The organism is Pseudomonas sp. S3_B08 (genome assembly GCF_054667725.1).
Genome location: NZ_CP162750.1, coordinates 3560929 through 3587407 on the forward strand (window position 1 = coordinate 3560929; position 26479 = coordinate 3587407).

A 26479-nucleotide genomic window follows, 5' to 3' on the forward strand; every position below is an offset into this window, starting at 1 on the left:
TTTGCAGCCCAGCGGGGATGAATCCCCTCGCCACAGGGAGTCCCTGCAAGACTGATAAATCTGTCCATCGCTCGCACAGACACATCATGGGGATGTGAACAGCATCCTTGTGGCGAGGGGATTTATCCCCGCTCGGCTGCGCAGCAGTCGCAACTTCCTCAGACTCGGTGTGCCTGTAGAAACCGTGCTGGCAGGTTTTGGGGCTGCTTCGCGGCCCAACGGGGATGAATCCCCTCGCCACAGGGAGTCCCTGCATGACTGATAAATCGGCTAGCCACAGGGAGTCCATCGCTCGCACAGACACATCATGGGGATGTGAACAGCATCCTTGTGGCGAGGGGATTTATCCCCGCCCGGCTGCGTAGCAGTCGCAACTTCCTCAGACTCGGTGTGCCTGTAGGAACCGTACTGGCAGGTTTTGGGGCTGCTTTGCAGCCCAACGGGGATAAATCCCCTCGCCACATGGAGTCCCTGCAAGACTGATAAATCGGCTAGCCACAGGGAGTCCATCGCTCGCACAGACACATCATGAGGATGTGAACAGCCTCTTTGTGGCGAGGGGATTTATCCCCGCTCGGCTGCGTAGCAGGCGCAACTTGCTCACATGCGGTGTGCCTGTAGAAACCGTGCTGGCAGGTTTTGGGGCTGCTTTGCAGCCCAGCGGGGATGAATCCCCTCGCCACAGGGAGTTCCTGCATGGCTGATAAATCGGCTAGCCGCCTGAATTCCTCACACTGACAACATCCCGGCATGTGAACAGCCTCTTTGTGGCGAGGGGATTTATCCCCGCTCGGCTGCGCAGCAGGCGCAACTTGCTCAGACTCGGTGTGCCTGTAGAAACTGTGGTGGCAGGTTTTGGGGCTGCTTTGCAGCCCAGCGGGGATGAATCCCCTCGCCACAGGGAGTTCCTGCATGGCTGATAAATCGGCTAGCCGCCTGAATTCCTCACACTGACAACATCCCGGCATGTGAACAGCCTCTTTGTGGCGAGGGGATTTATCCCCGCTCGGCTGCGCAGCAGTCGCAACTTGCTCACATGCGGTGCGCCTGTAGAAACCGTGCTGGCAGGTTTTGGGGCTGCTTCGCAGCCCAACGGGGATGAATCCCCTCGCCACAGGGAGTCCCTGCATGACTGATAAATCGGCTAGCCACAGGGAGTCCATCGCTCGCACAGACACATCATGGGGATGTGAACAGCATCCTTGTGGCGAGGGGATTTATCCCCGCCCGGCTGCGTAGCAGGCGCAACTTGCTCACATGCCGTGTGCCTGTAGATACCGTGGTGGCAGGTTTTGGGGCTGCTTTGCAGCCCAGCGGGGATGAATCCCCTCGCCACAGGGAGTCCCCGCATGACTGATAAATCGGCTAGCCGCCTGAATCCCTCACACTGACAACATCCCGGCATGTGAACAGCCTTTTTGTGGCGAGGGGATTTATCCCCGCTCGGCTGCGTAGCAGGCGCAACTTGCTCACATGCGGTGTGCCTGTAGAAACCGTGCTGGCAGGTTTTGGGGCTGTTTTGCAGCCCAGCGGGGATAAATCCCCTCGCCACAGGGAGTCCCCGCATGACTGATGAATCTGTTAGCCAACTGAATCCATGCCCACACAGACACATCATGGGGATGTGAACAGCCTCTTTGTGGCGAGGGGATTTATCCCCGCTCGGCTGCGCAGCAGTCGCAACTTGCTCACATGCGGTGGGCCTGTAGAAACTGTGGTGGCAGGTTTTGGGGCTGCTTTGCAGCCCAGCGGGGATAAATCCCCTCGCCACAGTGTGTGTTCCAGTTATTCAGACAAGCCGTCTCCTCCGCTCTGCACATTTTCTTCACCGGCTCCAACCACCGTCTAAGCTTCAGACAAGTCCGATCAATCTGCGTGAATGGATCAGTCGACTATGGGCGCTTTGTGGCAAACCGATTCGAGTAAAACCGTGGTTCAGACTGAACGTGTGAATGAAGCGCCTGTCCCTGAAAAACCCCGTCGTCAGCGGCACGGGTGGAAGGCTTTCTGGTTGCTGTTTTTGATCATTGCGGTGGTGGTGGGGCTCGCCGCGTCCAAGGAAATGCGCACTTCGCGCTTTCAGGCGCGGGAGCTGAGCCAGTACGCCGCTTCGCTGACCTACAAACTGGAACCCGGTCCCAGCGAAGCGATTCGTTATCCGGGCAACGGCCCTTTCGATCTGCGCCTGGGTTACAGCTCTCTGGACGAATTCCTGCCACGCCTGCTCAAGCGCAATTACGTGATCACCGAGCAAACGCGCTTCTCCCCCGCCCTGCTCGGTTACACCGACAAAGGCCTGTTCGTGCCGTACTCGGAAAAGATCCAGGCCGGGTTGTCGATCACCGACTGCCGAGGCGCGCCGCTGTATCGATACAACTATCCGCAGCAACTGTATGCCGACTTCGCGGCGATTCCGCCGGTGGTGGTCAGCAGCCTGCTGTTCATCGAAAACCGCTTTCTCCTCGACCCGAAACAGCCGCTGGCCAACCCGGCGGTGGACTGGCCGCGCTTCGGCATGGCCGCGTGGTCGCAAGTGGCGAAGTTGCTGCACCTGCCCGGGCAATCGGCCGGCGGCAGCACCCTGGCAACGCAACTGGAGAAGTATCGCCACTCACCCGATGGCCTGACCGTGTCGGGCGCGGAGAAGATCCGCCAGATGATTTCCGCCAGCGTGCGCGCCTATCAGGATGGCCCAGAGACCCTCGGTTCGCGGCAGAACATCGTGCGCGACTACCTCAACAGCGTGCCGCTCTCGGCAGTACCCGGCCACGGTGAAGTGCACGGCATGGCCGAAGGTTTGCGGGTCTGGTACGGCAGTGATTTCAACAAGGCCAACGAGCAACTGAACAGCCCGAAGACCGACCCACAAACCATGGCCGCCAAAGGCCTGGCCTTGCGTGAAATGCTCTCGCTGATGATCGCCCAGCGCCGCCCTTCGCATTACCTGACCAAGGGTCGCGACGAATTGGCCAGCCTCACCGACAGCCACCTGCGCCTGCTCAAGCAGAACGGCGTGATCGACAGCGCCCTCGCTGACGCTGCGCTGGCGAGCACCGTGTCGTATCGCGACTGGCAGACCCAGCCAACGATGCAGCCGATTGAAACCAACAAGGGCATCAGTGTTGCCCGCAGCCGCTTGGCGAGCATGCTCAATCGCCCGCTGTACGACCTCGATCGCCTCGACCTGTCGGCCACCAGCACCCTGCAGGGCGATCTGCAAACGCAGGCCACGGCTTATCTGAAAAAACTTGCCGACCCGGCCTACGCAGCAGAAATCGGTCTGCTCGGCGAACGCTTGCTGACACCCACCAGCACCACGCAAGTGCGTTACAGCTTCACCCTGTTCGAACTGACCCCGGACGGCTCGCGGGTGCGCGTGCAGACCGACAGCACCGATCAGCCGTTCGACATCAACGAAGGCAGCAAGCTTGAACTCGGCTCGACGGCGAAAATGCGTGTGCTGACCACGTACCTGCAAATCGTCGCCGAGCTGCACGACAAATACGGCGCGATGGGCGTGGCAGAATTGAAAAAAGTCGAAGTGCCCGATCAGGACCGCCTCAGCCGCTGGGTCATCGACTACCTGATCCAGAACAAGGATCACGACCTGTCGAAGCTGCTCGGCGCCGCGCTGGATCGCAAATACTCGGCCAGCCCCGGCGAGGCGTTTTTTACCGGCGGTGGGCTGCACAGATTCAACAACTTCCGCAAAGAGGACAACGGTCGCCTGCCGACCCTGCGCGATTCGCTGCGCGAGTCGATCAACCTGCCATTCATTCGCCTGATGCGCGACATCGTCCGCTACACCACCTACTCAGGCCCCAACGGCGAATTGCTCAAGGATGATCGCGATCCGCGCCGTCAGGAATACCTGGCCAGTTTCGCCGACCGCGAAGGCACCTCGTTCCTGCTCAAATTCTGGAAAAAGTACAAGAACAAGGACACCCAGGCGCGCCTGGAAACCTTCCTCGACAGCATCCGCCCGACGCCGATCCGCATGGCGGCGGTGCATCGCTATCTGCTGCCGGAGGCCAGTCAGGAAGACTTCAACCGTTTCGTGCGCTCGCACCTCAAAGGCGCCAAGCTCAACGAAAAACTCACCGACGACCGTCTGATCCGCCTCTACGACTCCTATGGCCCCGGCAGTTACGATTTGCCTGACCAAGGCTTCATCGCCAAGGTGCATCCGCTGGACCTGTGGATGATGGGTTATCTGTTGCATCACCCGGAAGCGACCTTCAGCGAGATCGTCAAGGCCAGCCATTTCGAGCGCCAGGAAGTCTACAGCTGGCTGTTCAAGAGCCGGCACAAGGGTGCGCGAGACAGTCGTATTCGCACCATGCTCGAGATCGAAGCGTTCCTCGACATTCATCAGCGCTGGCAGAAACTCGGCTACCCGTTCGATCACCTGGTGCCGTCACTGGCCACCGCCATCGGCAGTTCCGGCGACCGTCCCGCCGCGCTCGCCGAGCTGATCGGCACCATCCTCAATGACGGCGTGCGCATGCCGACGCTGCGCATCGACAGCCTGCACTTTGCTGCCGATACGCCGTATGAAACCGGGCTGATCAACGACCCGCACGTGGGCAAACGGGTGATGCCAGTGGAAGTGGCCCGAGCCATGCGCGAGGCGCTGTCGCAAGTGGTCGACGCCGGTACCGCCAAAAGGCTGTCCGGCAGTTTCAAACTGCCCGACGGCACACCGCTGGCCATGGGCGGCAAGACCGGCACCGGCGACAACCGCATTGCGGCGATCGGGTCTGGCGGGCGGATCATCAGTTCGAAGTCGATCAACCGCACGGCGACCTTTGTGTTCTACATCGGCGACCACCATTTCGGCACCCTCACCGCGTTCGTCCCGGGGCGCTCGGCGGAGAACTTCAAGTTCACCTCGGCTCTGCCCACGCAGGTACTCAAAGGCATGGCGCCGATTCTCACGCCGTATCTGCAACCGGGCAGCGACTCACAGTGCCAACCGCCACAGGCGCCCGTGGTGGCATCGGCGCTGCACTGACCGAACATGGCCTGCACGTCGCGCCGAAGGCCATCGGCGCAAATGGTGGTATTCGTGCATTGTTCCGATTCGAATTCTTGTCGCATCGCTGAGCCGATCACACGTTTGGCTCCCGATCTTTGAACTTTTGTTTTGCCCTGCCGCCGGTACGCTGATCATTCCTCAAACAATCAAGGATGATTGGCCATGTCTGACTCCCCTCAGCCTGCCGAAGCCGCCGACAAAGGCCGGCATTACGCGTTCATCGAATCGGCTGTCAGCGCGCCGTTCAAAACTGCAACGCTCAGCCGCAGCCTGGCACTCGCCGCCACGCCACTGAAGCGCGAACCCTGGTACAGCGCACCCGGTACGTATGCGAGCCGACTCGCCGCCGCCAATCTCAAGGCCTGGGACTCGCAGAACAAGGTCGATCATCTGCTGGCCAGGACCGACCTGTACGCCTTCGCCGAGCCGCTGCTCAAAGCAAGGATCAAGCAATGCCATGGCATCGAGCCGGACGTCAGGAAGACCTGGCTGCGCCTGTATATCCCCGCCAGCAGTCCCTGGTATGCAATCGACGTGGTCGACGGTTCGACGACCCGTACGGTCTCACTGCTCGATGCCGCTCTGCACAACTTTGCCGCCAAAGAGACGGTCGGTGCAGGCTCGGACTACATCAGCCAGCCTGATGCGCGCGGCCACTTCGACGTCTTGCCGCTCAAAAACCAAATGCCCATCAGCCAGTTCCAGACACTGTGTCGCGACCTCGACCTGGGCGGGCAATATGCCAGGCACTTGCAGGGCTACTTGCTGCCCGGCGAAGCGCTGGCCGAGAGCCTTCTGCAATACAAGATCGGCACCAGCCTCAAAGACGCCCTCGCCGTCGCGGCGCACATCGCCTTGCTCAAGGCAGAGATCCAGTACGACACCTTCAGGATGGTGCTCAGCTTCAGCACAGAGGAAAACCCGCGCTTGCGTCTCAACAACCGTTCGATTCGCTGCAATGACCTGTCCATGCTCGGTACCCGCCTGACCGGCATTCTGTTGCTGATGCATGGCCACCCCGACAGTCGTGGGGTTCGACGCCTGATCGTCTACGTGCCGCACGATCCGGATCATCCACTCAAGGAGTACGAGTCGCTGGCGGCGTTTCGTGACGAACTGACCCGCCAGTTGCGCGAGGACCGCCTGAGCGCCTCGACCGGGCATACGTACCGGCAATTCTTCAGCCAGTTTGTCGATCAGCAGCAACGTGGGCATTTTTTTGCCGAACTCGAACAGCGGTTGTTCGTCGTCCGCCATCACGAACGCGAGCAGAGCACCGACCAGCGCCCGGTGTGGCGCAAGGACCCGGTGGAAAAGCCCAGGCTGCAATTCACCCGCTTGCCGTTGCAGGGCGATTACTGGCGGCACGTCTATCAGCAGAAACTCAACAAGGTCATCAATGATGCGCGGCAAATCGCTGTCTCGACCGCCGATGCCGATAGCAACGCACGCTGGGCATGGTGGGACAACTTCAAGCGGATCGTCTCGGACATCTTCAACGTCGCCCTGCTGATTGCCACGCCCTTTGTGCCTGGTCTGGGCGAGGTGATGATGGCCTATACCGCCTATCAACTGACCAGCGATGTGATTGAAGGCATCGTCGATCTGGCCGAAGGCGTCTGGGAGGAAGCTGCCGGACATGTCATCAGTGTGGTGACCGATGTCATTCAACTGGCGGCGTTCGGCGCCGGCGCGCAGATTGGCGAAACGTTGCGGATAAAACTCTCACCGCAGGTCGATGCCATGCAACAGGTCAAATTGCCCGACGGCAAACCAAGCCTGTGGCATCGCGACCTCAGCCCTTATGCACGTGACGAGCTGAGCCTCGCAGCGCAATCGAAGCCCGATCGTCACGGCCTGCATCAACATGCCAGCGCCAGCGTCCTGCCGCTGGAAGGCAAGCTCTACGTGGTGGAAAAAGCCTCCGCCGATGCCACCAGCAAAACTCACCGGATCAAACATCCGAATCGAGAAAATGCCTACCAGCCAAGGATCGAACACAACGGTCACGGCGCCTGGCTGCATGAAGCAGAATCGCCAGGCGACTGGCCCGACGCCCGGCTGATGCCTCGCCTGGGCCACAGCGTCGAGCGCTTTACGCCTGCGCAACTGGAGGACATCCGGCGCAGCAGCGGCACCAGCCACGATGAACTGCGTCGCATGCACAGCGACAACAGCCCGCCACCGCCGCTGCTGGCCGACACGGTCAGGCGCGTCAGTGCATACGAGGATGTCATCGAGGCTGTGCAGAACCTGCGTAACGGCAAACCGATCGATGCCGATGCGGTATGGCTGGAGCCGATGCTGACCAGCCTGCCGGGCTGGCCGCCGCGACGCGCGCTGGAGGTTTTCGCGCGTCAGGACCTGACCGGCTACTCGCATAAATACGGCAACCCGCTGGCGTCCGAAGCCGACACGTTGCGCATCAGCCAGGCTGATCTCAACGCCGGACACTTGCCCGAGCGGGTCGCCGGGTTCCTGCGCGACGACGAGTTCAATCATCTGCTCGGCCCGATGGTCACTGCCGAGCAACGGGTCGAGGTCCTGCGCAGTCAACTGGCCGACGCACTCAATCAGCAGCGCAGCGCCGTCGCCCGCCATCTGTACCAGGCCGGGCAGCGCAACGGCCACGCCGACATTGCCGTGATCAGACAGTCGTTTCCGGATCTGCCATTGCCCTTGGCCGAGACGGTTCTGAGCCAGGCTCGCGTCGCCGAACGCCAACGCATCAGCGACGAACAGCACTTGCCGCTACGCCTGAAGAATCAGGCCCGAGAGCTGGATTTCGAGGCGTCGGCCAGTCGCGCGTACGACGGTTTTTATCGGGACGATCTGATGACCGAACAGACCGAACGCCTGGCGCTCAATACGCTGAAAATCCACACCGACACCTTTGTCGACCTGCGCATCGAAGTGTTCGACGGCAGCCCGCACGGTCCGTTGCGCTGCAGTGTCGGGCCGCAGGACGCCAGCACTGTAAGGCAGCTGCTGAGGCGTGGCGAAGGCCGTTATGAAGTGCGCGACGCCAAGGGTCAGCTGCTGCATGACAGTACCGATTTCCACGAAGCCATCCTGCGCGCCGTACCGCTCGAAACGCTGGCGAGTACCGGTTATCAGCGCGGTCAGGGCCGCGCCTTGAAACTGTGGATCATGGAACAGTGCGCCCCGCCAGCCGAACGCCGTATTGCTCTGGCGCAACCGCCGATTCGAACGGTCGCCCCCCGCGAGACGGAGATTCTTCTACGCGGCTGGCCCTGGGCGGCAAAAACCCCGGAACAGCGGCTCAGACAGTTGTACCCGAAACTCAACGACAGAGAGGTCGCGGGTTTCCTGGCGGCGCTGGAAAAAAAGGGCAACAGCGAACGCGCCATCGCCGACCTTGAGCGCGAACGCGAAGTGCTCGACAACGCCCTCGACAGCTGGCGCAGCAGTTACACCCCCGTCATTGAAGACAACGGGGAACTGATCGCGCTGCCAACGGATTTCGTCCGCGAGGGCGGCTTGTACATCGAGCAGCAGTTGAGGAAGTGCTTCAAACGCGAGAACGAACGGCCCGGCGCACGCAATCCCCATCCGGAACACGGCTATACGCTGGACCTTTCAGCCGAACTGCCGCTACCGAACCTTGAGTCATGGTGGCGCGACTTGCGACGGCGTCCCGGGATGCAGCAATACTTCGAGCGGATTACCGGACTGAACATCACCAACATTGCGCTTTCAACCACACCGGACAGCCTGCTGGCGAGTTTCCCGAATCTGCGGCAATTGAGCGCCCAACGCTGCGGTTTCAAGGAGGTGCCGGCTGCCCTCGGGAAAATGCATCAGTTGCAGACGCTGGATCTGTCGCACAACAGCATTGAACTGACCTATGACTCAAGCACGCGCCTGAGCAATCTCACCCGCCTGCACAGCCTGAATCTCAATGGCAACAACCTGCGTGTGCCGCCGGATATCGGGCGCATGGAGCAACTGGTCGAACTGAACCTGGTCAATACGCGCATTCGCGATTGGCCGGCAGGATGGCTTGAAGTCGATGGACAGATACGGCAGCGCCCGAAAGGCTTCTACCTGGACATGCGAGACAATCCGCTGGACACCCTGCCCCGGGTCGAACCCGGTAGCGATCAGGCGCGCCTGCTGGCTCGCGCACGGATCAGTGTTGCCAAATTCGACAGTGACCAGTTGCGGCGTCTTGGCGAGTATCGCCAGTCGGTAGGGTTGAGCGTCGTGCCCGGTTATTCATCCGCCGCCGCCGATGAGCTTGATTACTGGAAGTTGATGCCCGCCAATGCGGATCCGTCCCACCCTTCGGCAGCCTTCAGCCGATACCGCGAGCAGTCCTGGCATGACCTGATGGCCGAGCCTGATTCCGCCGGCTTTTTCAGCGTGATCCGCAAGCAACGCGAATCCGCCGATTACGGGACTGACGCGGGGCGGCGGAATTTGACCGCACGGGTCTGGGACATGGTCGATGCGGCGGCGCTCGACGAACATCTGCGCAAAAAGCTCTTCGAGCAGAACGTGTCTGCACAGGACTGCGCTGATCTGGGCCAGCAGCTGTTCAATTCACTGGGGCTCAAAGTCCTGGTATCCAAGGCCTACAACGAAACGGCATCGGCCTCGCAGCTGGAAGACAGACTCGTGCGTCTGGCGCGCAGCGCGGCTCGCCTTGATCGGGTCAGCGATGAGGCCGCCATGGAGGTCAATCGTCAGCAGCAGCAACACCTGATCGATCCGCGCCTGCCGGCGCCGGACGAAATCCAGATTCATCGGGCGTTCGAAGCGGGCCTGGGCGAGCGTCTGGATTTGCCCTGGCAAGCGGAGGGCATGCCTGTGCAGCCTCGGGCCGGGGTAAGCGAGGAAAAGCTCAACGCGGCTTACCAGAGAATCATCCAGCGCGAACAGGGGGATGGCCTGGTCAACGGCATGATCGATCTCTATACCGATCCTTTCTGGGAGGATTACCTGCGCAATACCTATCCTGACCGTTATCAGGAGAACCTGCGCCTGTACGAAGAAAAATTCCGTCAGCTCGACAGCCAGGTGTTCAGCAGCGACCGGGAGTACAGGAAGCTGGCCGACAAAATCAGCTACGAGCGCAACGAGCTATCCCGCGCCTTGAGTCGCGAAGCCCTCGACAGGGCCGGACTCTGAAACCATCACACGGCATTCGGCGAGCGTTTCAGGCTGGCCGAATCTGCCGACGGACCCTGGTCGTGCTTGCGATACCCACCGCGTAAGACATTCAGGCATCAGCGTCATTGCCGTTTGGCGCGCTGGCGCTGAACAACAGCACGACGTTGCCGCTGTAATGACCGGGGCGGTAGCCACCCGGCGGTTTGATGGGTTCGATTTTCAGCAGCACACGTTTACCGACAGCCGCCTCTTCTTCCGAAAGCACTTGTTGCGGAATGATCGAACTCAGCACGACGTCATTGAACGTCACCCGCAGCTCAATCACTTCACCCGTTGTGCCGGTATCAAGGAATGGCTCGGTGGCCAGACGCGCCTCGATGGCGCTGCTGTCATGCCGCATGTCGAAAGATTTTTCCAGATTGCCCAGGCTGTCCGTGGCGTGTTGCCAGGCCAGCACCTGCGGACGGTGAATCCAGTCCGGTTGTGCCGGAATGATGTAGAAGGGCCGACTGGGAATGGTCAGCGACACTTCGAAGGTGTGCTCCTCCCGGGCGGCCCACGTCACTGCCGCGGTCAACGCGGCGGCGACCGCCAGCAGGGCGGCGGTGCATTGCTTGATCATGTTGGCTACCTGATGCGTGAATGGAAAACCGGCCTAGCGGCTGGCGACTTTCATGGTTTTCTTGTCGCTGCCTTCGATCAGAAAGAAGCGGTACTCACGGCCCTTTTCCTTGTTGAAGGCAAAGGACTTGCCCGCCAGCACATGGTGTTTGGTGGTCGCCCCGCAATCGCTTTCCTTGCTCAGCGAACAGCTCTTGAACTCATCGACGATCACCACGGTATTGCCGTTGTTGCGCAGTTCGTAGCGACTCTCGGTTTCGTTGATCGCCGTGGCGTAACGCGCTTCCCTGGGGCGGACAAAGAAGATCGTGCCAAACCCGGTCATGACGTTGACGCCGGCCGACAACGACTTTTTGTAATCCTCCCGCTCTTCACCGGTGACGACAAAATCGTCTTCCTTTTCCGGCACCACGGGCACGAAGCGCACGCGGAAATAGCGTTCTCGATCCCGTTCGCCCATGTACAGCAAGCGTGTGCCCTGCATGCCTTGCGCCGGGACGATCAGCCGCGCCGGGCTGGCCATCAGGCCGTTGCGCGAGGCGCCATCGGCGGCGTTCTCGACAGCAATTTCCTTGGGCGTGCCGGCGGCGTCGTAAACGATTTCGAGCACATTGATCTTGACGAATGCGGTGGCGTCGCCGCTGTTGAAAACCCGTTTGAGATAGGTGCTCTTGTCGGCTTCCAGATAGTCGTAAACGGTGCCGACATTGATCTGCGGCCCGGCCTGCGCCGTCAGGCAAAAAACGCTGAGCAGGCCCAGCAAAAGACCACGGTTCATCGTGTTGAACTCCATGAACGTTGAGTGAAAGCGGACCAGGACGCTCATACTTCCGAATCCCAGATAATGGTGACGTTGCCGCGCAAACGGTCGTTCTTGCCCGGCCTGAGCAGGAAGTCGATGTCTTTCGATGCCATATCAAAATGCAGATAGCCAGGCTTGCGCTCGACATACACTCCAGGCTGAAACGGCGCTGACCAGCGATTGAAATTCAGGGAAATCCGGTTAACCGGACCGCCGCCGGGGCCGCTGATGCCCGACGGCAAACTCATCGAGACCTGAACCGGGGCCGTATCGCCCTTCGGGCTACCCAGGTTGCAGACGTTTCCGCCGTAGGAATTGCACAACATCATGACCTTGAAACGCGACGAGGCCGAAATGTAGAAGACCTGGTCGGCAAATATCCGCGTGGGTTTGCGGCCGCTGTTGATCCATGGCTCCCAGCCACCTACGGGCTCAAGCGTGACCCGAGTGCCGCCGGGGGGCAGGTCGACCTTGAGGGTGTGTTGCACGTCGAGGACGAAATCCAGGGTCAGCGTGGGGTCGTCGGGCTGCAGCAAGAGGCCGCCCAGAACAAAATCGCGGCCGCCTCCCAAGGTGTAAGTAACCGAGCCGGTATATTGCCCGGTAGACATGCCCAACGGATTGGGAGTCCTTAATTCATAAGCAAAATCCATCTTGTCGAAAGCTATTGACGGGAGACGGTAAGCGACATTTTTGGAGCAGCCAGCTTGCACCGGGGTCTTCCAGAAGAAGCGATAACTGTGCGTACCGTAGGACGCCACACCGCTGTAACGGCAGGGTTCCGGCACATAAACCCAACCGCTGGAGTCCCATAATTTGTCATGCGCTTCAGCCACGTCTGACACGCCGGTGATGCTGGTCGCGGAATCGCCCAGAATGTACGTGGAGCCGATACCGATGACGCGCACTTCGACGGTTTCGGTTTCCTGCGTTTGCATATTGGTAACTGTCAATTGTCGCCAGTCGGCCGGGGCTTTCACCAGCATCGGTTCACCACGTGAGATGAAGCGTGTGGAGTCGAACCGTACAGGCATCTCGATGCTGAAAATGTTGTGGTCGGCGCATTGCGCCGGGTAGCTTGCGCAGTAGCCGGTGTTGGGGGTTTTGTTCACGAACAGATTCTTGCCTGGCTGCGTCGGGTCAGGCTGAAACGTCGCACGGATTTCCTGATTGAATCCATGGGCGGTGGACATGGCCAACGCCAGCGTCAGCGCGCAGCCTGCCTGGAAGATTTTCATATGCTCAGCCTGCCTTCATTTCGGTGGTAGTGACGTCGGCGAGGGTGTCTGGGGTGCAACGCAGATCGCCGATCATCAACACGTCGTTTTCGCTGCGGTGGTCGGCCTCGTTCAAGCGGAACTGACACAGCAACTGGTTGCCCTGGCGCACTTCCAGGGTGGGTGAACCGGCGTTCATTTCCATCGAGAAGAAACCGTCGACTTCGGTCACGCCACGACTGGCGTGGTTGATCACGTGGTGGCCCTTGAGCGGCCGCCCGCTTGCATCGACCAGGCGACCGAGCACGGTGAGGGTTTTCATCACGCGAACCTTGCGATACTCGATGCCGCCCTTGTTCAGGTGATAGCGGGTTCGCGCCGGTTCGATGGTGGCGGCCGGTACGGTGTTGCCTTCGAAGTCGAAGCTCACCGAGCTGTTCTGATAAGCGGTGATCGGAATGAAATTGCGCCCCGGCTTCAGCGCGGCACCGCCGCCGCTGTAGTCGTCAGCCCGCAGGACGATGTCGTCGATATCCGACTCGACGTCGACGATCATTCCGGCACCGCGCACGTCGCTCTGGCTGGTCAGGAGCATCTTTTCACCGCCGACCACCAGTGTGCTGTCGAGGTTGAGCCCGCCGGTGAAGTTGCCGTTGTAGGAAGAGCGCTGGACGAAGGCGTCGCCGTTTACCGCGTCGGTGCGGAAATTGGTCAGGCTCGACATGCCCAGGCCGTAGGTGTCGGTAAGCGCCGTGACCGAGACGCTTTGCAGCACGTGATCCTTGAAATCCTTGCGCCAGCCGAGCGAAGCATTGTTATCGCGTTTGCCGTCGCGGGCCGTGCGTGAACCGATGCTGCCGGTGAGCTGCTGACCGGGAGCGCCCAACGCCAGGTTGATGCTCAGATCGACGCCGCGATTGCGCGCATCGCCACTGCTGAAACTGCCCGGCCGATCAAAGACCGACAGGCGCCAACTGGCATCACTGCCCAGCAATACGGCGCGCTGGGTCCAGCCCAGATCCACGCCCACGCCTTCGACATTGCCTTCGCTATGCGAGACCCGGGCATTGACCGAACTCTTGCTGCTCAGCCGATGGTTGAGCGCCAGTGACGAATTGCTGGTCTGGCCGACAAACACGTTACGTGGACGAACGCGCGTGCCGTCCGGCAGCGTGTCGTAGGTGTTGGTGGTGTCGAGCCAGCTGCGGTTGTGGCTGATCACCAGACTGCCCGCGCCATAGTTGTAGAGGCTTTGCAGGTCCAGACCGGTGCCGTAATCCTCGGTCTTGTAGACATTGGCATACAGGCTGACGTGGTTGGCCAGGGTCCAGTCGATGGAAGTACCGTATTGCAGTTTTTCGCGGATCTGCCGCGCCGACGCGCCGACAATCACCCGCGGGTGCAGCAGGTAATTGACCGCCGCACCGGCGGTGGGACTGCCGCTCGATTGCGTGTCCCAGTTGCTCAGCAGTTTGCTTTCTTCACCGGCAAACACGTTGTAGCGCCAGCGTTCGTCAAGGTTGCGCCAGTTGCTGGGCTTGTACACCAACTCCTGGGTGGTGGAGGTGATCTGGCCGTCTTCGATCAGACGCACTTCCACTTCATAAATACCGCCGGGCAGCGGCCGGGTGTCGAGGGTCTGCAAACCGGCCGGCACCGATTGGGTATTGATCAACAGACCGTCGCGCCAGATCTCCACCGAACCCTGCCGGTTGGCTGTCACGTAGATCGGGTAAACGCTGGGCATCGGGCTGTTGATCGCGAGGCTGTCGGAGCTGCCGTACATGAGGCCGACCGCCGTATCGGGGCTGGTGCCAAACGTGCGCGGCTGGCGCGTCAGCCCTTCGGAATTGGGGGTGAAATAACCCAGGCGCAAGAAACTGCCTTGCAGTTCGCGCTGGGTGTGCAGCTCGTGCACGGCGTGGTAGAGCTTGTCGTCGGGGCCACCAAGCCGGGCCAATTGCAGATTCAGCGTCTGGCTCCAGTTGCCCAGGCTTGAACTGGCTTCCAGGCCGAAGCGTCCGCCGAGGTCCTGATCCTGGCCACCGTTCAGGTTGAGCTGGTTGCGCACCATCAGGCCGCTGCTACCGCCGCTCGGTTGCTCGTAATAACGCTTGGCTTGAAGGTCGCGTTCGGCGTTTTCGGTGACGATCGATACCAGCGAACTTTCCAGGTTGTAGTGCACCGCGAGAAACTGGTCGGGGCAGGAACCGCTGCACGCACCTAATGGCACGCCGGGTTTGAGGTAGCTTGCCCATTTTTCCCTTTCAGCGGGGCCGAAGCGGTTTTCGCTGGTGTCGGTGAATTCGAGAAGGGTGATGCGATCATCGCGGGACAACACCACCATGGCCTCACCCAACGGTTGTTGGTCGACTTCGACCCGCACCGCCAGAGGCACATCAAAGAAATGCTCCTCGAAATCCGCTGGCAAGCCTTTGGCCTGCGCCAGCAAACTGCGTGGCGTCGTACCGGCGGTGTTGGATGCGACGGCTGCGCTGGCACAAAACAACAGCGCAAGCGCAGCCGCGATGGGTGTCATCGGGAACATGAACTCGTACTCTGATTGACTGACAATGAAAGTCCGTCGGGGCAAACATCACTGCCTGCCCCGTCGGTTGACGCCACTGCTGAAAAGCGAGCGTTTTGGACCTGATCAGTCGATCAGTTGCCGCCAACCGGTGGCACGGCGTCGAAGATCATCGCCACGGAACCGGTGTAGTCACCCGGCTGGAAGTTGCTGCCTTTGGCGGAGATTTTCAGCGGGGCGCGGTAGTTCACATCCGACTCGGATTCACCGACGACCATTTGCGGGGTCAGGGTCAGTTCCTTGTTGTTGAGCATGACCTGCAGGTCGATCGAGGTATTGCCGGCAACCAGTTTCGGCAGGCTTTCCAGGCTGGCGTGAACCGAACCGTTGTTATTGCGCACATCGAAGAAACCGTTGACGTCGGCCATCTTGCCGGTGGTCGGCTGATAGCTCATGTCCTGGTCTTTGTTGACCAGATCCGGATCAGTCGGCACCACATAGAAACCGTTGGTTGGCACATGAGCGATCAGGCTGATGGAGTGCGACGCTTCGCCCGCAGCGAAGGCAGTGGAGGACATTGCCAGAAGAGCCAGTGGAGCAGCGATTGCGATTTTCTTGAACATCGTTCAGTACCTGTTTGCTTTATATAGGGGGTGTCATTGAAAGTTCACAAACCATTTGCTCATCGACCGCCAGAGCAACTTGAACTTTCAATGGCGGGCATCATCGGCTGTTGCCTCTGGAATGTAAGCAGGCAACTTCCGACAAACTCGTAGTTAAACAACCTCACACCCCGCCAGAAAAAAGAACAAAAAACAGATACTTGCAACATTCGCTGTAAGTTGCGCCCTACACACAGTTACAGGCAAAAAACCATACAGCAACTTAGCCGCTTTAACGCGGCAACTTGCGAGGAATTAGAACATATACTCAAGTACAACTAGAGCGATAACTTTAACTTTACGGTCACCGCTTTGATTTATTGATCAAAAAACTTTTTCCGGCTCTTTTTCGCTTTGACCGCTCGTCCGTCAAGCTCAGGACAAGGCCAAAAACGTCTTGCGTAACGCTTAAGATATATCTTAAGTTGTATCTAAATACGACGAGAGAGAAGCGAAATGAGAGACCATCATTCCCCCCATCGCGAGCACGGCGATGGCCGCGACGGCTTCGAGAAACGCCCCGGTCGCGAACGCGGCGGTCGCGGCCCGCGAGTTTTTGCCCCCGGCGACTTGAAATTGCTGTTGCTGGCGCTGATCGCCGAGCAGCCCTGCCACGGCTACGACCTGATCCGCCAGATCGAAGGCATGTTCGATGGCGCTTACAGCCCGAGCCCCGGGGTGATCTACCCGACCCTTACTTTTCTGGAAGAGAGCGATTTGATTGCCGGTGATGCCGAGGCCGGCAAAAAGCGTTACAGCGTCACCGACGCCGGTCGTTTGTCTTTAAGTGAACAAGCGGTGGCGCTCGACGGCGTACGCATGCGCATTGACGTCAGCAAGCGCTCGCTGCGCGGCCATGATCGTCCGCCGGAAATCCACGAAGCGGTGCACAACCTGCGCCATGCCTTGCAGCTGCACCACGGGCGCTGGAGCGCCGAGGAAATCCTGCGCGTGCGCGACCTGCTCAACGACACCGCCAAAGCCATCGTCGACGGCCCTGCCGTTCAACCTGCCACGGAGAAAGCCGAATGACTGCAGTCGATACTCAAACCATTCACCGCGTGATGCACGAAATCAAACGGCGCAAGCTTGAAGTGCTGCGCGTCACCGACCTGACCCCACGCATGCGCCGCATCACCCTCGGCGGGCCGGAACTGGCCGGGTTCATCAGCCTGGGCACGGACGATCACGTCAAACTGCTGTTCCCGCAGAACGCCGAACAAGCGGCGGCGCTGGAGACGATGCAACTGGGCGCCGGCAAGGACAACGGGCCGATGCCCGAGATGCGCGACTACACGCCGCGTCGTTACGACCTGGAAAAAATGGAGCTGGACATCGATTTCGTCCTGCACGGCGACGGCCCTGCCTCGACCTGGGCCGAGCAGGCACAACCGGGGCAGTTCCTGCACATCGGCGGGCCACGCGGGTCGATGATCGTGCCGGACATCTTCGACAGCTATCTGCTGATCGGCGACGAAACCGCCCTCCCCGCCATCGCCCGCCGCCTCGAACACCTCGCGGCGAATCGCAAGGCGCTGGTGGTGATCGAAGTGGAAAACGGCGCTGAGCAGCAAGTGCTGGAAAGCGCAGCGCCGTTCAATGTGATCTGGGTCCTGCGCGAAGGCGGCAAGGACAACCTGCTGGCTACCGTCAAGCAATTGCAGGTGCCCAAGGGCAATCTGTACGCATGGGTGGCGACCGAAACCAAGGTCTCACGGCAGATCCGCCGGGTACTGATCGATGAGCATGGGCTCGATGAACAGTTCATCAAGGCGGTCGGCTACTGGCGCGCCGAGGGCTCTGAGGAAGAGTGATCTCTTCCTGACCCATATCACCCTTGTGGGAGCGAGCCTGCTCGCGAAGGCATCGGCACAGTCGAAAGATTTGCTGGCTGACGCACCGCATTCGCGAGCAGGCTCGCTCCCACACTGGATCTCAACTTCGTGCGGACAATTTGCGGTCGAGGCCGATAATCAGCACCCCCACCAACACAAACCCCACCAATATCCCCCCGGCATTCGCCAGCACCTGTGGATAACCCAACACCGCCACATCAATGAACGGGTACGCATAAGCGCCGAGCAGATGCCCGCGCAGCAAGGCATAGATGAAGTACACCAGCGGATAGATCAGCCACAGCGGCAGATGCCACAGGCGCAACGTGCCTTTGGGGACGCAGCGCCACCAATAGCCGAGAAACAGCAATGGCATGACGTCGTGGAGCAACTCATCGGCAACAAACTGCCAGCCTTCGGGGTGCCACAAATGCCGTAACAGAATGCTGTAGGCCAGACCGACGACGGCGATACTCACCGCGATTCCACTGCTGACCCACGGTTGCAGAAACCAGCGCCGTGCGGCGGATTCGCGCTCGGTGACCGCGCAGGTCAACACCGTCGCCACCAGTGTGTTGGTCAATATGGTGAAGTAGCTGAAGAAACTCACCAGCCCGCCCAGCAGGCTGGCGCCGATGCTCAATCGTGCGAAGAAGATCAGGTACAGCTGAATCGTCAATCCGGCCCAGCCCAACACGGCCAGGCCGGTGATCAGGCGTCGCCGCCTCGCGCTGTCCATCTCAGAGCGGTCGCTTGGTGCGCATCAGTTTCACGTACAGGCGTTCGACCTTCTCCCGCGCCCACGGGGTTTTACGCAGGAAGGTCAGGCTCGACTTGATGCTCGGATCGCTCTTGAAGCAACGGATGTCGATACGCTCGGCCAGCCCCGACCACTCGTAGTGAGTCACCAGTGCATTGAGGATCTGTTCAAGGGTCACGCCGTGCAGCGGATCGGGGGATTGTTCGTTCATGCCGGGCCTTTGGGCGAAGTGATATGCAGAAGCCGCGCACCTTAGCCGAGGGGCAGAGCAGGTGGAAGGCCTTCCTGCAAATGTAGGCCAACCCGGGAAGATCGCAGGCTGTGGCCCGACTCACAATGCGCCCGTTTGCCGCACTGTTACCGAATCCGAAACGCTGCATGTCTGCAAAAGCGCTTTCTCAATTTGTTACAGATCATTATCCTGCCGCCCTTCCGCTGAAACGCTTCACTGCCTGCGACAATCTGAAGCGCTCGGCCTGCACCTGAAAACATCAAAAAAAGACTTCTTCATGCCTGACTTTTCCTTCTCCCGAGACAGCGCTATCTCTGCCCTGCGCACCCTTGGCGGCTGCACCGCCCTCGGCCTTGCCACTTGCGCCCACGCGGCGCCGGCCTTCGACAGTGAATCACCGTACATGCTCGGTGACTGGAACGGCACGCGCACGGAACTTGCGGAAAAAGGCTACGACTTCAAACTCGATTACACCGGCGAAATGGGCAGCAACCTGCACGGCGGCTATGACCACGACCGCACTGCACGGTACAGCGACCAGTTCGGCCTCGGCACCCATCTGGATCTGCAGAAGATCCTCGGTTGGAACGACGCTGAATTTCAGCTGACCATCACCAAGCGCAGTGGCAACAACATCAGCAACGACCGCATCAACGATCCACGCGTTGGCGGCTTCACTTCCGCCCAGGAAGTCTGGGGTCGTGGCCAGACCACTCGCCTGACGCAGATGTGGTATCAGCAGAAATTCTTCGATCAGAAGCTCGATATCAAGGTCGGCCGTTTCGGCGAAGGCGAAGACTTCAACAGCTTCCCTTGCGACTTCCAGAACCTGGCCTTCTGCGGCTCGCAGGTCGGCAACTGGGTCGGCGGCATCTGGTACAACTGGCCGGTCAGCCAATGGGCGCTGCGGGTCAAATATCACCTGACGCCCGAGCTGTATGCGCAGGTCGGCGCCTACGAGCAGAACCCGTCGAACCTCGATCGCGGCAACGGCTTCAAACTCAGCGGCAGCGGCACGCAAGGCGCGATCCTGCCGGTCGAACTGGTGTGGACGCCGAAGCTCAACGGTCTGCCGGGCGAATACCGCGCCGGTTATTACTACAGCAATGCCAAGGCCTCTGACGTCTATAAAGACCGCAATGACCAACCGGCAGCGCTGAGCGGCGAAGCCTATCGCAGTGCCTCGAGCAAGCACGGCGTATGGCTGGGCATTCAGCAGCAGGTCACCAGTATCGCCAGCGACCACTCCCGTGGTTTGAGTCTGTTCGCCAACGCGACGATGCATGACAAGAAAACCAATGCCATCGACAACTACGTGCAGGCCGGCCTGACCTACAAAGGCCCGTTCGATGCCCGCGCCAAGGACGACATCGGTTTTGCCCTCGCTCGTGTGCACGTCAACCCGGCCTATCGCAAGAACGCCGAAATGACTAACCGCGCCAACGCCGTCTACGACTACGACAATCCGGCGTTCCTGCCACCGCAGGACACCGAATACAGCGCCGAGCTGTATTACGGCGTGCACGTGACCAACTGGCTGACCGTGCGCCCCAACCTGCAATACATCCGCCACCCCGGTGGCGTGAACGACGTCGACGACGCCCTGATCGGCGGGATCAAGATCCAGTCGTCGTTCTAAAGATCACAGTTAGCCCCTGTGGGAGCGAGCCTGCTCGCGAATGCGGCCTGTCAGTCGCTGCAGTGTTGCCTGATACACCGCTTTCGCGAGCAGGCTCGCTCCCACAGGAATGCATTTCGTTAGCCGAACAAGTTTTTATCTGAACCATGCCTGCGCCAAATCGTCATCTAAAGTGACTACAGCGCGGGACTACATAAACGTCACGGAGAATCACACTATGAGCACCGAAAGTGCTTCGAGTCGGGGCCGTCTGCTACCGGGCCTGCTCGGCATCCTGCTTCTACTGATGGGCCTGGCCATGCTGGCCGGGGGAGTCAAGCTGAGCATGCTCGGCGGCTCGCTTTACTATCTGCTGGCCGGTATCGGCATCGCGCTGAGCGGCATTCTGCTGCTGATGCGCCGCCGCGCGGCACTGGGCCTGTACGCCATCGTGCTGTTTGCCAGCACCGTGTGGGCATTGTGGGAAGTCGGTCTGGACTGGTGGCAACTGGTGCCGCGTCTGGCGCTGTGGTTTGTCCTCGGCTTCGTGATGCTGCTGCCATGGTTCCGTCGTCCGCTGCTGCTCAACGGCCCGGCGAAAATCGGCACTGGCGGTCTGACCGTGGCGGTGATCCTGGCCGGCGTTACCGCTCTGGCCAGCCTCTTCACCCACCCGGGCGAAACCTTCGGTGAACTGGGCCGCGACACCGCCGACATGACCAGCACCGCACCGGCCATGCCGGATGGCGACTGGCAAGCGTACGGTCGCACCGAGTTCGGTGACCGCTACTCGCCGCTCAAGCAGATCACCCCGGAAAATGTCGGCAAGCTGCAAGAAGCCTGGCGCATCCAGACCGGCGACCTGCCAACTGCGGATGACCCGGTCGAGCTGACCAACGAAAACACCCCGCTCAAAGCCAACGGCATGGTCTACGCCTGCACCGCGCACAGCAAAGTGCTGGCACTGGACCCGGACACCGGCAAGGAAATCTGGCGCTTCGATCCACAGATCAAGAGCCCGGTCGGCTTCAAGGGCTTCGCCCACATGACCTGCCGTGGCGTGTCGTACTACGACGAAGCCGCCTATGCCAAGTCTGAAAACGCTGGCTCGGCTGTCATCTCCGAAGCCGGCCAAGCCGTCGCTCAAGCCTGCCCGCGTCGCCTGTACCTACCAACCGCCGATGCCCGCCTGATCGCACTGAACGCCGACACCGGCAAGATCTGCGAAGGCTTCGGCACCAACGGCGTGGTCGACCTGACCCAAGGCATCGGCCCGTTCACCGCCGGCGGCTACTACTCCACCTCGCCAGCAGCGATTACCCGTGATCTGGTGATCATGGGCGGTCACGTTACCGACAACGAATCGACCAACGAGCCATCGGGCGTGATCCGCGCCTTCGACGTGCGCGACGGTCACCTGGTGTGGAACTGGGACAGCGACAAGCCGGACGCCACCGAGCCATTGGCCCCGGGCGAAACCTACAGCCGCAACTCGGCGAACATGTGGTCGCTGGCCAGCGTCGATGAAAAACTCGGCATGGTCTACCTGCCACTGGGCAACCAGACCCCTGACCAATGGGGCGGCAATCGCACCCCCGGCGCCGAGAAATTCAGCGCCGGCCTCGTCGCGCTGGACCTGGCCACCGGTAAAGTGCGCTGGAACTACCAGTTCACCCACCACGACCTGTGGGACATGGACGTGGGCAGCCAGCCAACCCTGCTCGACATGAAAACCGCCGACGGCGTGAAACCTGCGCTGATCGCTCCGACCAAACAGGGCAGCCTGTACGTCCTCGACCGTCGTGACGGCACGCCGATCATTCCGATCAAGGAAATCCCGGTTCCGCAGGGCGCCGTGAAAGGCGACCACACCGCACCGACCCAGGCCCGTTCGGACCTCAACCTGCTGGCCCCGGAACTGACCGAAAAAGCCATGTGGGGCGCGAGCCCGTTCGATCAGATGCTGTGCCGCATCCAGTTCAAGGAACTGCGTTACGAAGGCCAGTACACCCCGCCATCGGAACAGGGCAGCCTGATCTATCCGGGTAACGTCGGCGTGTTCAACTGGGGCGGCGTCTCGGTCGACCCGGTTCGCCAACTGCTGTTCACCAGCCCGAACTACATGGCCTTCGTCTCGAAAATGGTCCCACGCGAGCAAGTCGAAGCCGGCAGCAAGCGCGAGAGCGAAACCTCGGGCGTGCAGCCAAACACTGGCGCGCCATACGCGGTGATCATGCACCCGTTCATGTCGCCACTGGGCGTACCGTGCCAGGCCCCGGCCTGGGGCTACGTCGCCGGTATCGACCTGACCACCGGCAAAGTCGTGTGGAAACGCAAGAACGGCACCAGCCGCGACAGCTCGCCAATCCCGATCGGCTTCACCCTCGGCGTACCGAGCATGGGCGGTTCGATGGTCACTGCCGGCGGCGTCGGCTTCCTCAGCGGCACCCTCGACCAGTACCTGCGCGCCTATGACGTGAATACCGGTAAAGAACTGTGGAAATCGCGCCTGCCAGCAGGCGGCCAAGCGACTCCGATGACCTACACCGGCAAGGACGGCAAGCAATACGTGCTGCTCGTTGTTGGCGGTCACGGCTCGCTGGGCACCAAGATGGGTGACTACATCATTGCGTACAAACTGCCGGAATAAGCGGTAGCGGCGGTAAAAAAAGAAGGCGCCACCCTGTGAGGGGTGGCGCCTTTTTGCATGGAGGCGTGCCCAACATGCTCCATTCGCACCAAGGTGTATGGCATCAATGAAGTCTGTCCACTTCGCCTTGGGCAATTCGGTGCTTTCAAGAAAAAATCAAAAGATCGCAACCTTCGAACGCTTGTCGTCAGCGTGACCCGACAGAATCAAAAGGCTTTTCCTCCATTTGCCATCCGTTGCAATCGATCGATGATCAGTTGCTCGGCATGCTTGCGGGTTTCCAGCAACAAACTCTTATCCGTTTCGCTGTAGATCACCTGGAAACGCAAACCCGGCGTGTCGGAAGAATATTCGCGAATGATGAAATCCCTGTATTTCGTATCGGTATGACTCATGGTTCGATTCCTTGACGTTGGTAAATTCTCGAACACCTCTCTGTCGTTCGAGATTGAACCGCAATCTTCGGCCGATTGAGTCAGTTGTCTACTGTCAGAAATTACAGGGACTCAAGGCCAGTTCGAAATAAGCCGAACGGAATCCATCAAAACTCCATTTAATAGTTAAAGCTAACCAACACTCGCGTTTTTCGCTAGTTATGCACAGACATTGTTAGATTCCACTAGGCATCCGTGCCGACCTGAAGGATCTTGCCACCGGCCCAACGGCCGCCAAGGTTAACAAGGTCAAAAACTTTGCAAACCTGAACACACACGCAGAAACACACCCGCCCCATTGAAACCACCCCACCCCTGCCCCATCTAAGACCCCATACCCCATTGCGCAGGTGCCCCATGACCGACCAGCAAGATCGCCCGGACAACCACGACGATTACGAAACCGACCACATCGAACACACCTCTTCCGGCACCGGCCTGGCGCTGCCCGGGCAAAACCTGCCGGACAAGGTCTACATCATTCCGATCCACAACCGTCCGTTCTTCCCGGCCCAGGTCCTGCCGGTCATCGTCAACGAAGAACCGTGGGCCGAAACCCTCGAACTGGTCAGCAAATCCGAACACCACTCCCTGGCCCTGTTCTTCATGGACACGCCCCAGGAAGACCCGCGCCACTTCGACACCGGCGCCCTCCCCGAATACGGCACGCTGGTCAAGGTGCACCACGCCAGCCGCGAAAACGGCAAACTGCAATTCGTCGCCCAGGGCCTGAGCCGCGTGCGCATCAAGACCTGGCTCAAGCACCATCGCCCGCCGTACCTGGTCGAAGTCGAATACCCGCACCAGCCCACCGAGCCGACCGACGAGGTCAAGGCCTATGGCATGGCGCTGATCAATGCGATCAAGGAATTGTTGCCGCTCAACCCGCTGTACAGCGAAGAGCTGAAGAACTACCTCAACCGCTTCAGCCCCAACGACCCGTCGCCGCTGACCGACTTCGCCGCCGCCCTGACCTCCGCCACCGGCCCCGAACTGCAAGAAGTGCTCGACTGCGTGCCGATGCTCAAGCGCATGGAAAAAGTCCTGCCGATGCTGCGCAAGGAAGTCGAAGTCGCGCGCCTGCAGAAAGAGATTTCCGCCGAAGTCAACCGCAAGATCGGCGAGCATCAGCGTGAGTTTTTCCTCAAGGAACAGCTCAAGGTCATCCAGCAGGAACTCGGCCTGACCAAGGACGACCGCAGCGCCGACCTCGAACAGTTCCAGCAGCGCCTCGAAGGCAAAACCCTGCCGGCGCAAGTGCAGAAACGCCTCGAGGAAGAAACCCACAAACTGTCGATCCTCGAAACCGGCTCGCCGGAATACGCCGTCACGCGCAATTATCTGGACTGGGCAACATCGGTGCCGTGGGGCGTGTACGGCGAGGACAAACTCGACCTCAAGCACGCACGCAAAATCCTCGACAAGCACCATGCGGGTCTGGACGACATCAAGGATCGCATCCTCGAATTCCTCGCCGTCGGTGCGTACAAAGGCGAGATCAGCGGCTCGATCGTGTTGCTGGTCGGCCCACCGGGCGTGGGTAAAACCAGCGTCGGCAAATCCATCGCCGAATCCCTCGGCCGGCCGTTCTACCGCTTCAGCGTCGGCGGCATGCGCGATGAAGCCGAAATCAAGGGCCACCGCCGCACCTACATCGGCGCCCAACCGGGCAAACTGGTGCAGGCGTTGAAAGACGTCGAAGTGATGAACCCGGTGATCATGCTCGACGAAATCGACAAGATGGGCCAGAGCTACCAGGGCGACCCGGCCTCGGCGCTGCTGGAAACTCTCGATCCTGAGCAGAACGTTGAATTCCTCGACCACTACCTCGACCTGCGTATGGATCTGTCGAAGGTGCTGTTCGTCTGCACCGCCAATACCCTGGATTCAATTCCCGGCCCACTGCTGGACCGGATGGAAGTGATTCGCCTGTCCGGCTACATCACCGAAGAAAAAGTCGCCATCGCCAAGCGTCACCTGTGGCCGAAACTGCTGGAAAAGGCCGGAGTATCGAAAGGCAGCCTGAGCATCAGCGACAGCGCGCTCAAAGCACTGATCGATGGCTATGCCCGCGAAGCCGGCGTGCGACAGTTGGAAAAGCAGATGGGCAAACTGGTGCGCAAAGCGGTGATGAAGCTGATCGACGATCCGAAAGCGGTGATCAAACTCGGGCCGAAAGACCTCGAAGCCTCGCTGGGCCATCCGGTGTTCCGCAACGAACAAGTGCTGTCTGGCACCGGCGTGATTACCGGTCTGGCCTGGACCAGCATGGGCGGCGCGACATTGCCGATCGAAGCCACGCGGATTCATACGCTTAACCGGGGCTTCAAGCTCACCGGGCAACTGGGCGATGTGATGAAAGAGTCGGCGGAGATCGCCTACAGCTACGTCAGTTCGCACCTCAAGCAATTTGGTGGTGACGCGAAGTTCTTCGACGAAGCCTTCGTCCACCTGCACGTACCGGAAGGCGCAACACCGAAGGACGGCCCGAGCGCTGGCGTGACCATGGCCAGCGCCCTGCTCTCGCTTGCACGTAATCAGCCGCCGAAAAAAGGCGTGGCGATGACTGGCGAACTGACCCTGACCGGGCATGTATTGCCGATCGGCGGCGTGCGCGAAAAGGTCATCGCAGCGCGCCGGCAGAAGATTTTCGAATTGATTCTGCCGGAGCCGAACCGGGGTAACTTTGAGGAATTGCCGGATTATCTGAAGGAAGGGATTACCGTGCACTTTGCCAAGCGGTTTGCGGACGTGGCGAAGGTGCTCTTCTGACAATCATGTAGTGCCTGCGGTACCGTTTTCGCGAGCAGGCTCGCTCCCACAGGGTGATGCAGTGAACACAAAAACTGTCGACACCGCTTATCACTGTGGGAGCGAGCCTGCTCGCGAAGGCGGCAACTCTGGCGATGCCAGTTCCCCGAACGTCACACTTTGTCCCATCTTCAGT

Annotated in this window: 15 protein-coding genes; 7 read left to right on the top strand and 8 right to left on the bottom strand. The window is 60.2% G+C overall.

The features are described from left to right. The first annotated feature begins 1894 nt into the window (after positions 1-1894). Together AB4N73_RS16065 and AB4N73_RS16070 are read left to right on the top strand one after the other, a co-directional pair. On the top strand, positions 1895-5014 hold the full coding sequence (locus AB4N73_RS16065) for a biosynthetic peptidoglycan transglycosylase (RefSeq protein WP_460142301.1): 3120 nt from the start codon (positions 1895-1897) through the stop codon (positions 5012-5014). Between the two features lie 186 nt (positions 5015-5200). Beyond that, positions 5201-10192 carry a dermonecrotic toxin domain-containing protein gene (locus AB4N73_RS16070; RefSeq protein ID WP_460142302.1) on the top strand — a complete coding sequence of 1664 codons (4992 nt, stop codon included), beginning with the start codon at positions 5201-5203 and terminating at the stop codon, positions 10190-10192. Positions 10193-10283: 91 nt separating this feature from the next. Here the strand turns inward: AB4N73_RS16070 and AB4N73_RS16075 are convergent, their stop codons facing one another. The 5 genes from AB4N73_RS16075 to AB4N73_RS16095 all read right to left on the bottom strand — a co-directional run bounded on the left by AB4N73_RS16075 (position 10284) and on the right by AB4N73_RS16095 (position 15964). Further along, positions 10284-10796 (bottom strand): CS1 type fimbrial major subunit, encoded by a 513-nt coding sequence (locus AB4N73_RS16075; protein WP_310218174.1) that lies wholly within the window; start codon positions 10794-10796, stop codon positions 10284-10286. A 33-nt stretch (positions 10797-10829) separates the two neighbouring features. Then, positions 10830-11573: a molecular chaperone gene (locus tag AB4N73_RS16080; RefSeq protein ID WP_460142303.1), complete on the bottom strand. Its 744-nt coding sequence runs from the start codon at positions 11571-11573 to the stop codon at positions 10830-10832. 44 nt (positions 11574-11617) lie between these two features. Then, entirely contained in the window at positions 11618-12835 is a 1218-nt protein-coding gene (locus AB4N73_RS16085; RefSeq protein ID WP_460142304.1) for a hypothetical protein, read from the bottom strand. Positions 12836-12839: 4 nt separating this feature from the next. After that, entirely contained in the window at positions 12840-15362 is a 2523-nt protein-coding gene (locus AB4N73_RS16090) for a TcfC E-set like domain-containing protein (RefSeq protein WP_056790099.1), read from the bottom strand. A gap of 113 nt (positions 15363-15475) precedes the next feature. Next, positions 15476-15964: a CS1 type fimbrial major subunit gene (locus AB4N73_RS16095; protein ID WP_041479903.1), complete on the bottom strand. Its 489-nt coding sequence runs from the start codon at positions 15962-15964 to the stop codon at positions 15476-15478. Between the two features lie 495 nt (positions 15965-16459). On the opposite strand from AB4N73_RS16095, the gene AB4N73_RS16100 reads away from it, so the two are divergent. Both AB4N73_RS16100 and AB4N73_RS16105 read left to right on the top strand, forming a co-directional pair. Then, positions 16460-17035, top strand: a complete 576-nt coding sequence (locus AB4N73_RS16100) for a PadR family transcriptional regulator (RefSeq protein WP_016773362.1) — start codon at positions 16460-16462, stop codon at positions 17033-17035. Continuing rightward, on the top strand, positions 17032-17817 hold the full coding sequence (locus tag AB4N73_RS16105) for a siderophore-interacting protein (protein WP_056790103.1): 786 nt from the start codon (positions 17032-17034) through the stop codon (positions 17815-17817). The genes AB4N73_RS16100 and AB4N73_RS16105 overlap by 4 nt, the downstream gene beginning before the upstream one ends. Before the next feature lie 121 nt (positions 17818-17938). On the opposite strand, the gene AB4N73_RS16110 is transcribed toward AB4N73_RS16105, so the two are convergent. Together AB4N73_RS16110 and AB4N73_RS16115 are read right to left on the bottom strand one after the other, a co-directional pair. Next, complete coding sequence (locus AB4N73_RS16110; RefSeq protein ID WP_095181724.1) at positions 17939-18577, bottom strand: Pr6Pr family membrane protein; 639 nt, start codon at positions 18575-18577, stop codon at positions 17939-17941. Position 18578: 1 nt separating this feature from the next. Then, positions 18579-18809 carry a VF530 family protein gene (locus tag AB4N73_RS16115; RefSeq protein ID WP_016773359.1) on the bottom strand — a complete coding sequence of 77 codons (231 nt, stop codon included), beginning with the start codon at positions 18807-18809 and terminating at the stop codon, positions 18579-18581. A gap of 298 nt (positions 18810-19107) precedes the next feature. Here AB4N73_RS16115 and AB4N73_RS16120 point away from each other — a divergent pair, with 298 nt between their 5' ends. After that, positions 19108-20469, top strand: a complete 1362-nt coding sequence (locus AB4N73_RS16120; RefSeq protein WP_217851414.1) for a carbohydrate porin — start codon at positions 19108-19110, stop codon at positions 20467-20469. Between the two features lie 217 nt (positions 20470-20686). Further along, positions 20687-23098: a glucose/quinate/shikimate family membrane-bound PQQ-dependent dehydrogenase gene (locus AB4N73_RS16125; protein ID WP_095181723.1), complete on the top strand. Its 2412-nt coding sequence runs from the start codon at positions 20687-20689 to the stop codon at positions 23096-23098. A 206-nt stretch (positions 23099-23304) separates the two neighbouring features. Here AB4N73_RS16125 and AB4N73_RS16130 read toward each other — a convergent pair whose 3' ends face one another. Further along, a complete protein-coding gene (locus AB4N73_RS16130) occupies positions 23305-23493 on the bottom strand; it encodes a hypothetical protein (protein WP_041479908.1) in 189 nt (62 codons plus the stop codon). Positions 23494-23889: 396 nt separating this feature from the next. Here AB4N73_RS16130 and lon point away from each other — a divergent pair, with 396 nt between their 5' ends. Continuing rightward, a complete protein-coding gene (gene lon, locus AB4N73_RS16135; RefSeq protein ID WP_122602379.1) occupies positions 23890-26304 on the top strand; it encodes an endopeptidase La in 2415 nt (804 codons plus the stop codon). Positions 26305-26479: the final 175 nt, after the last annotated feature.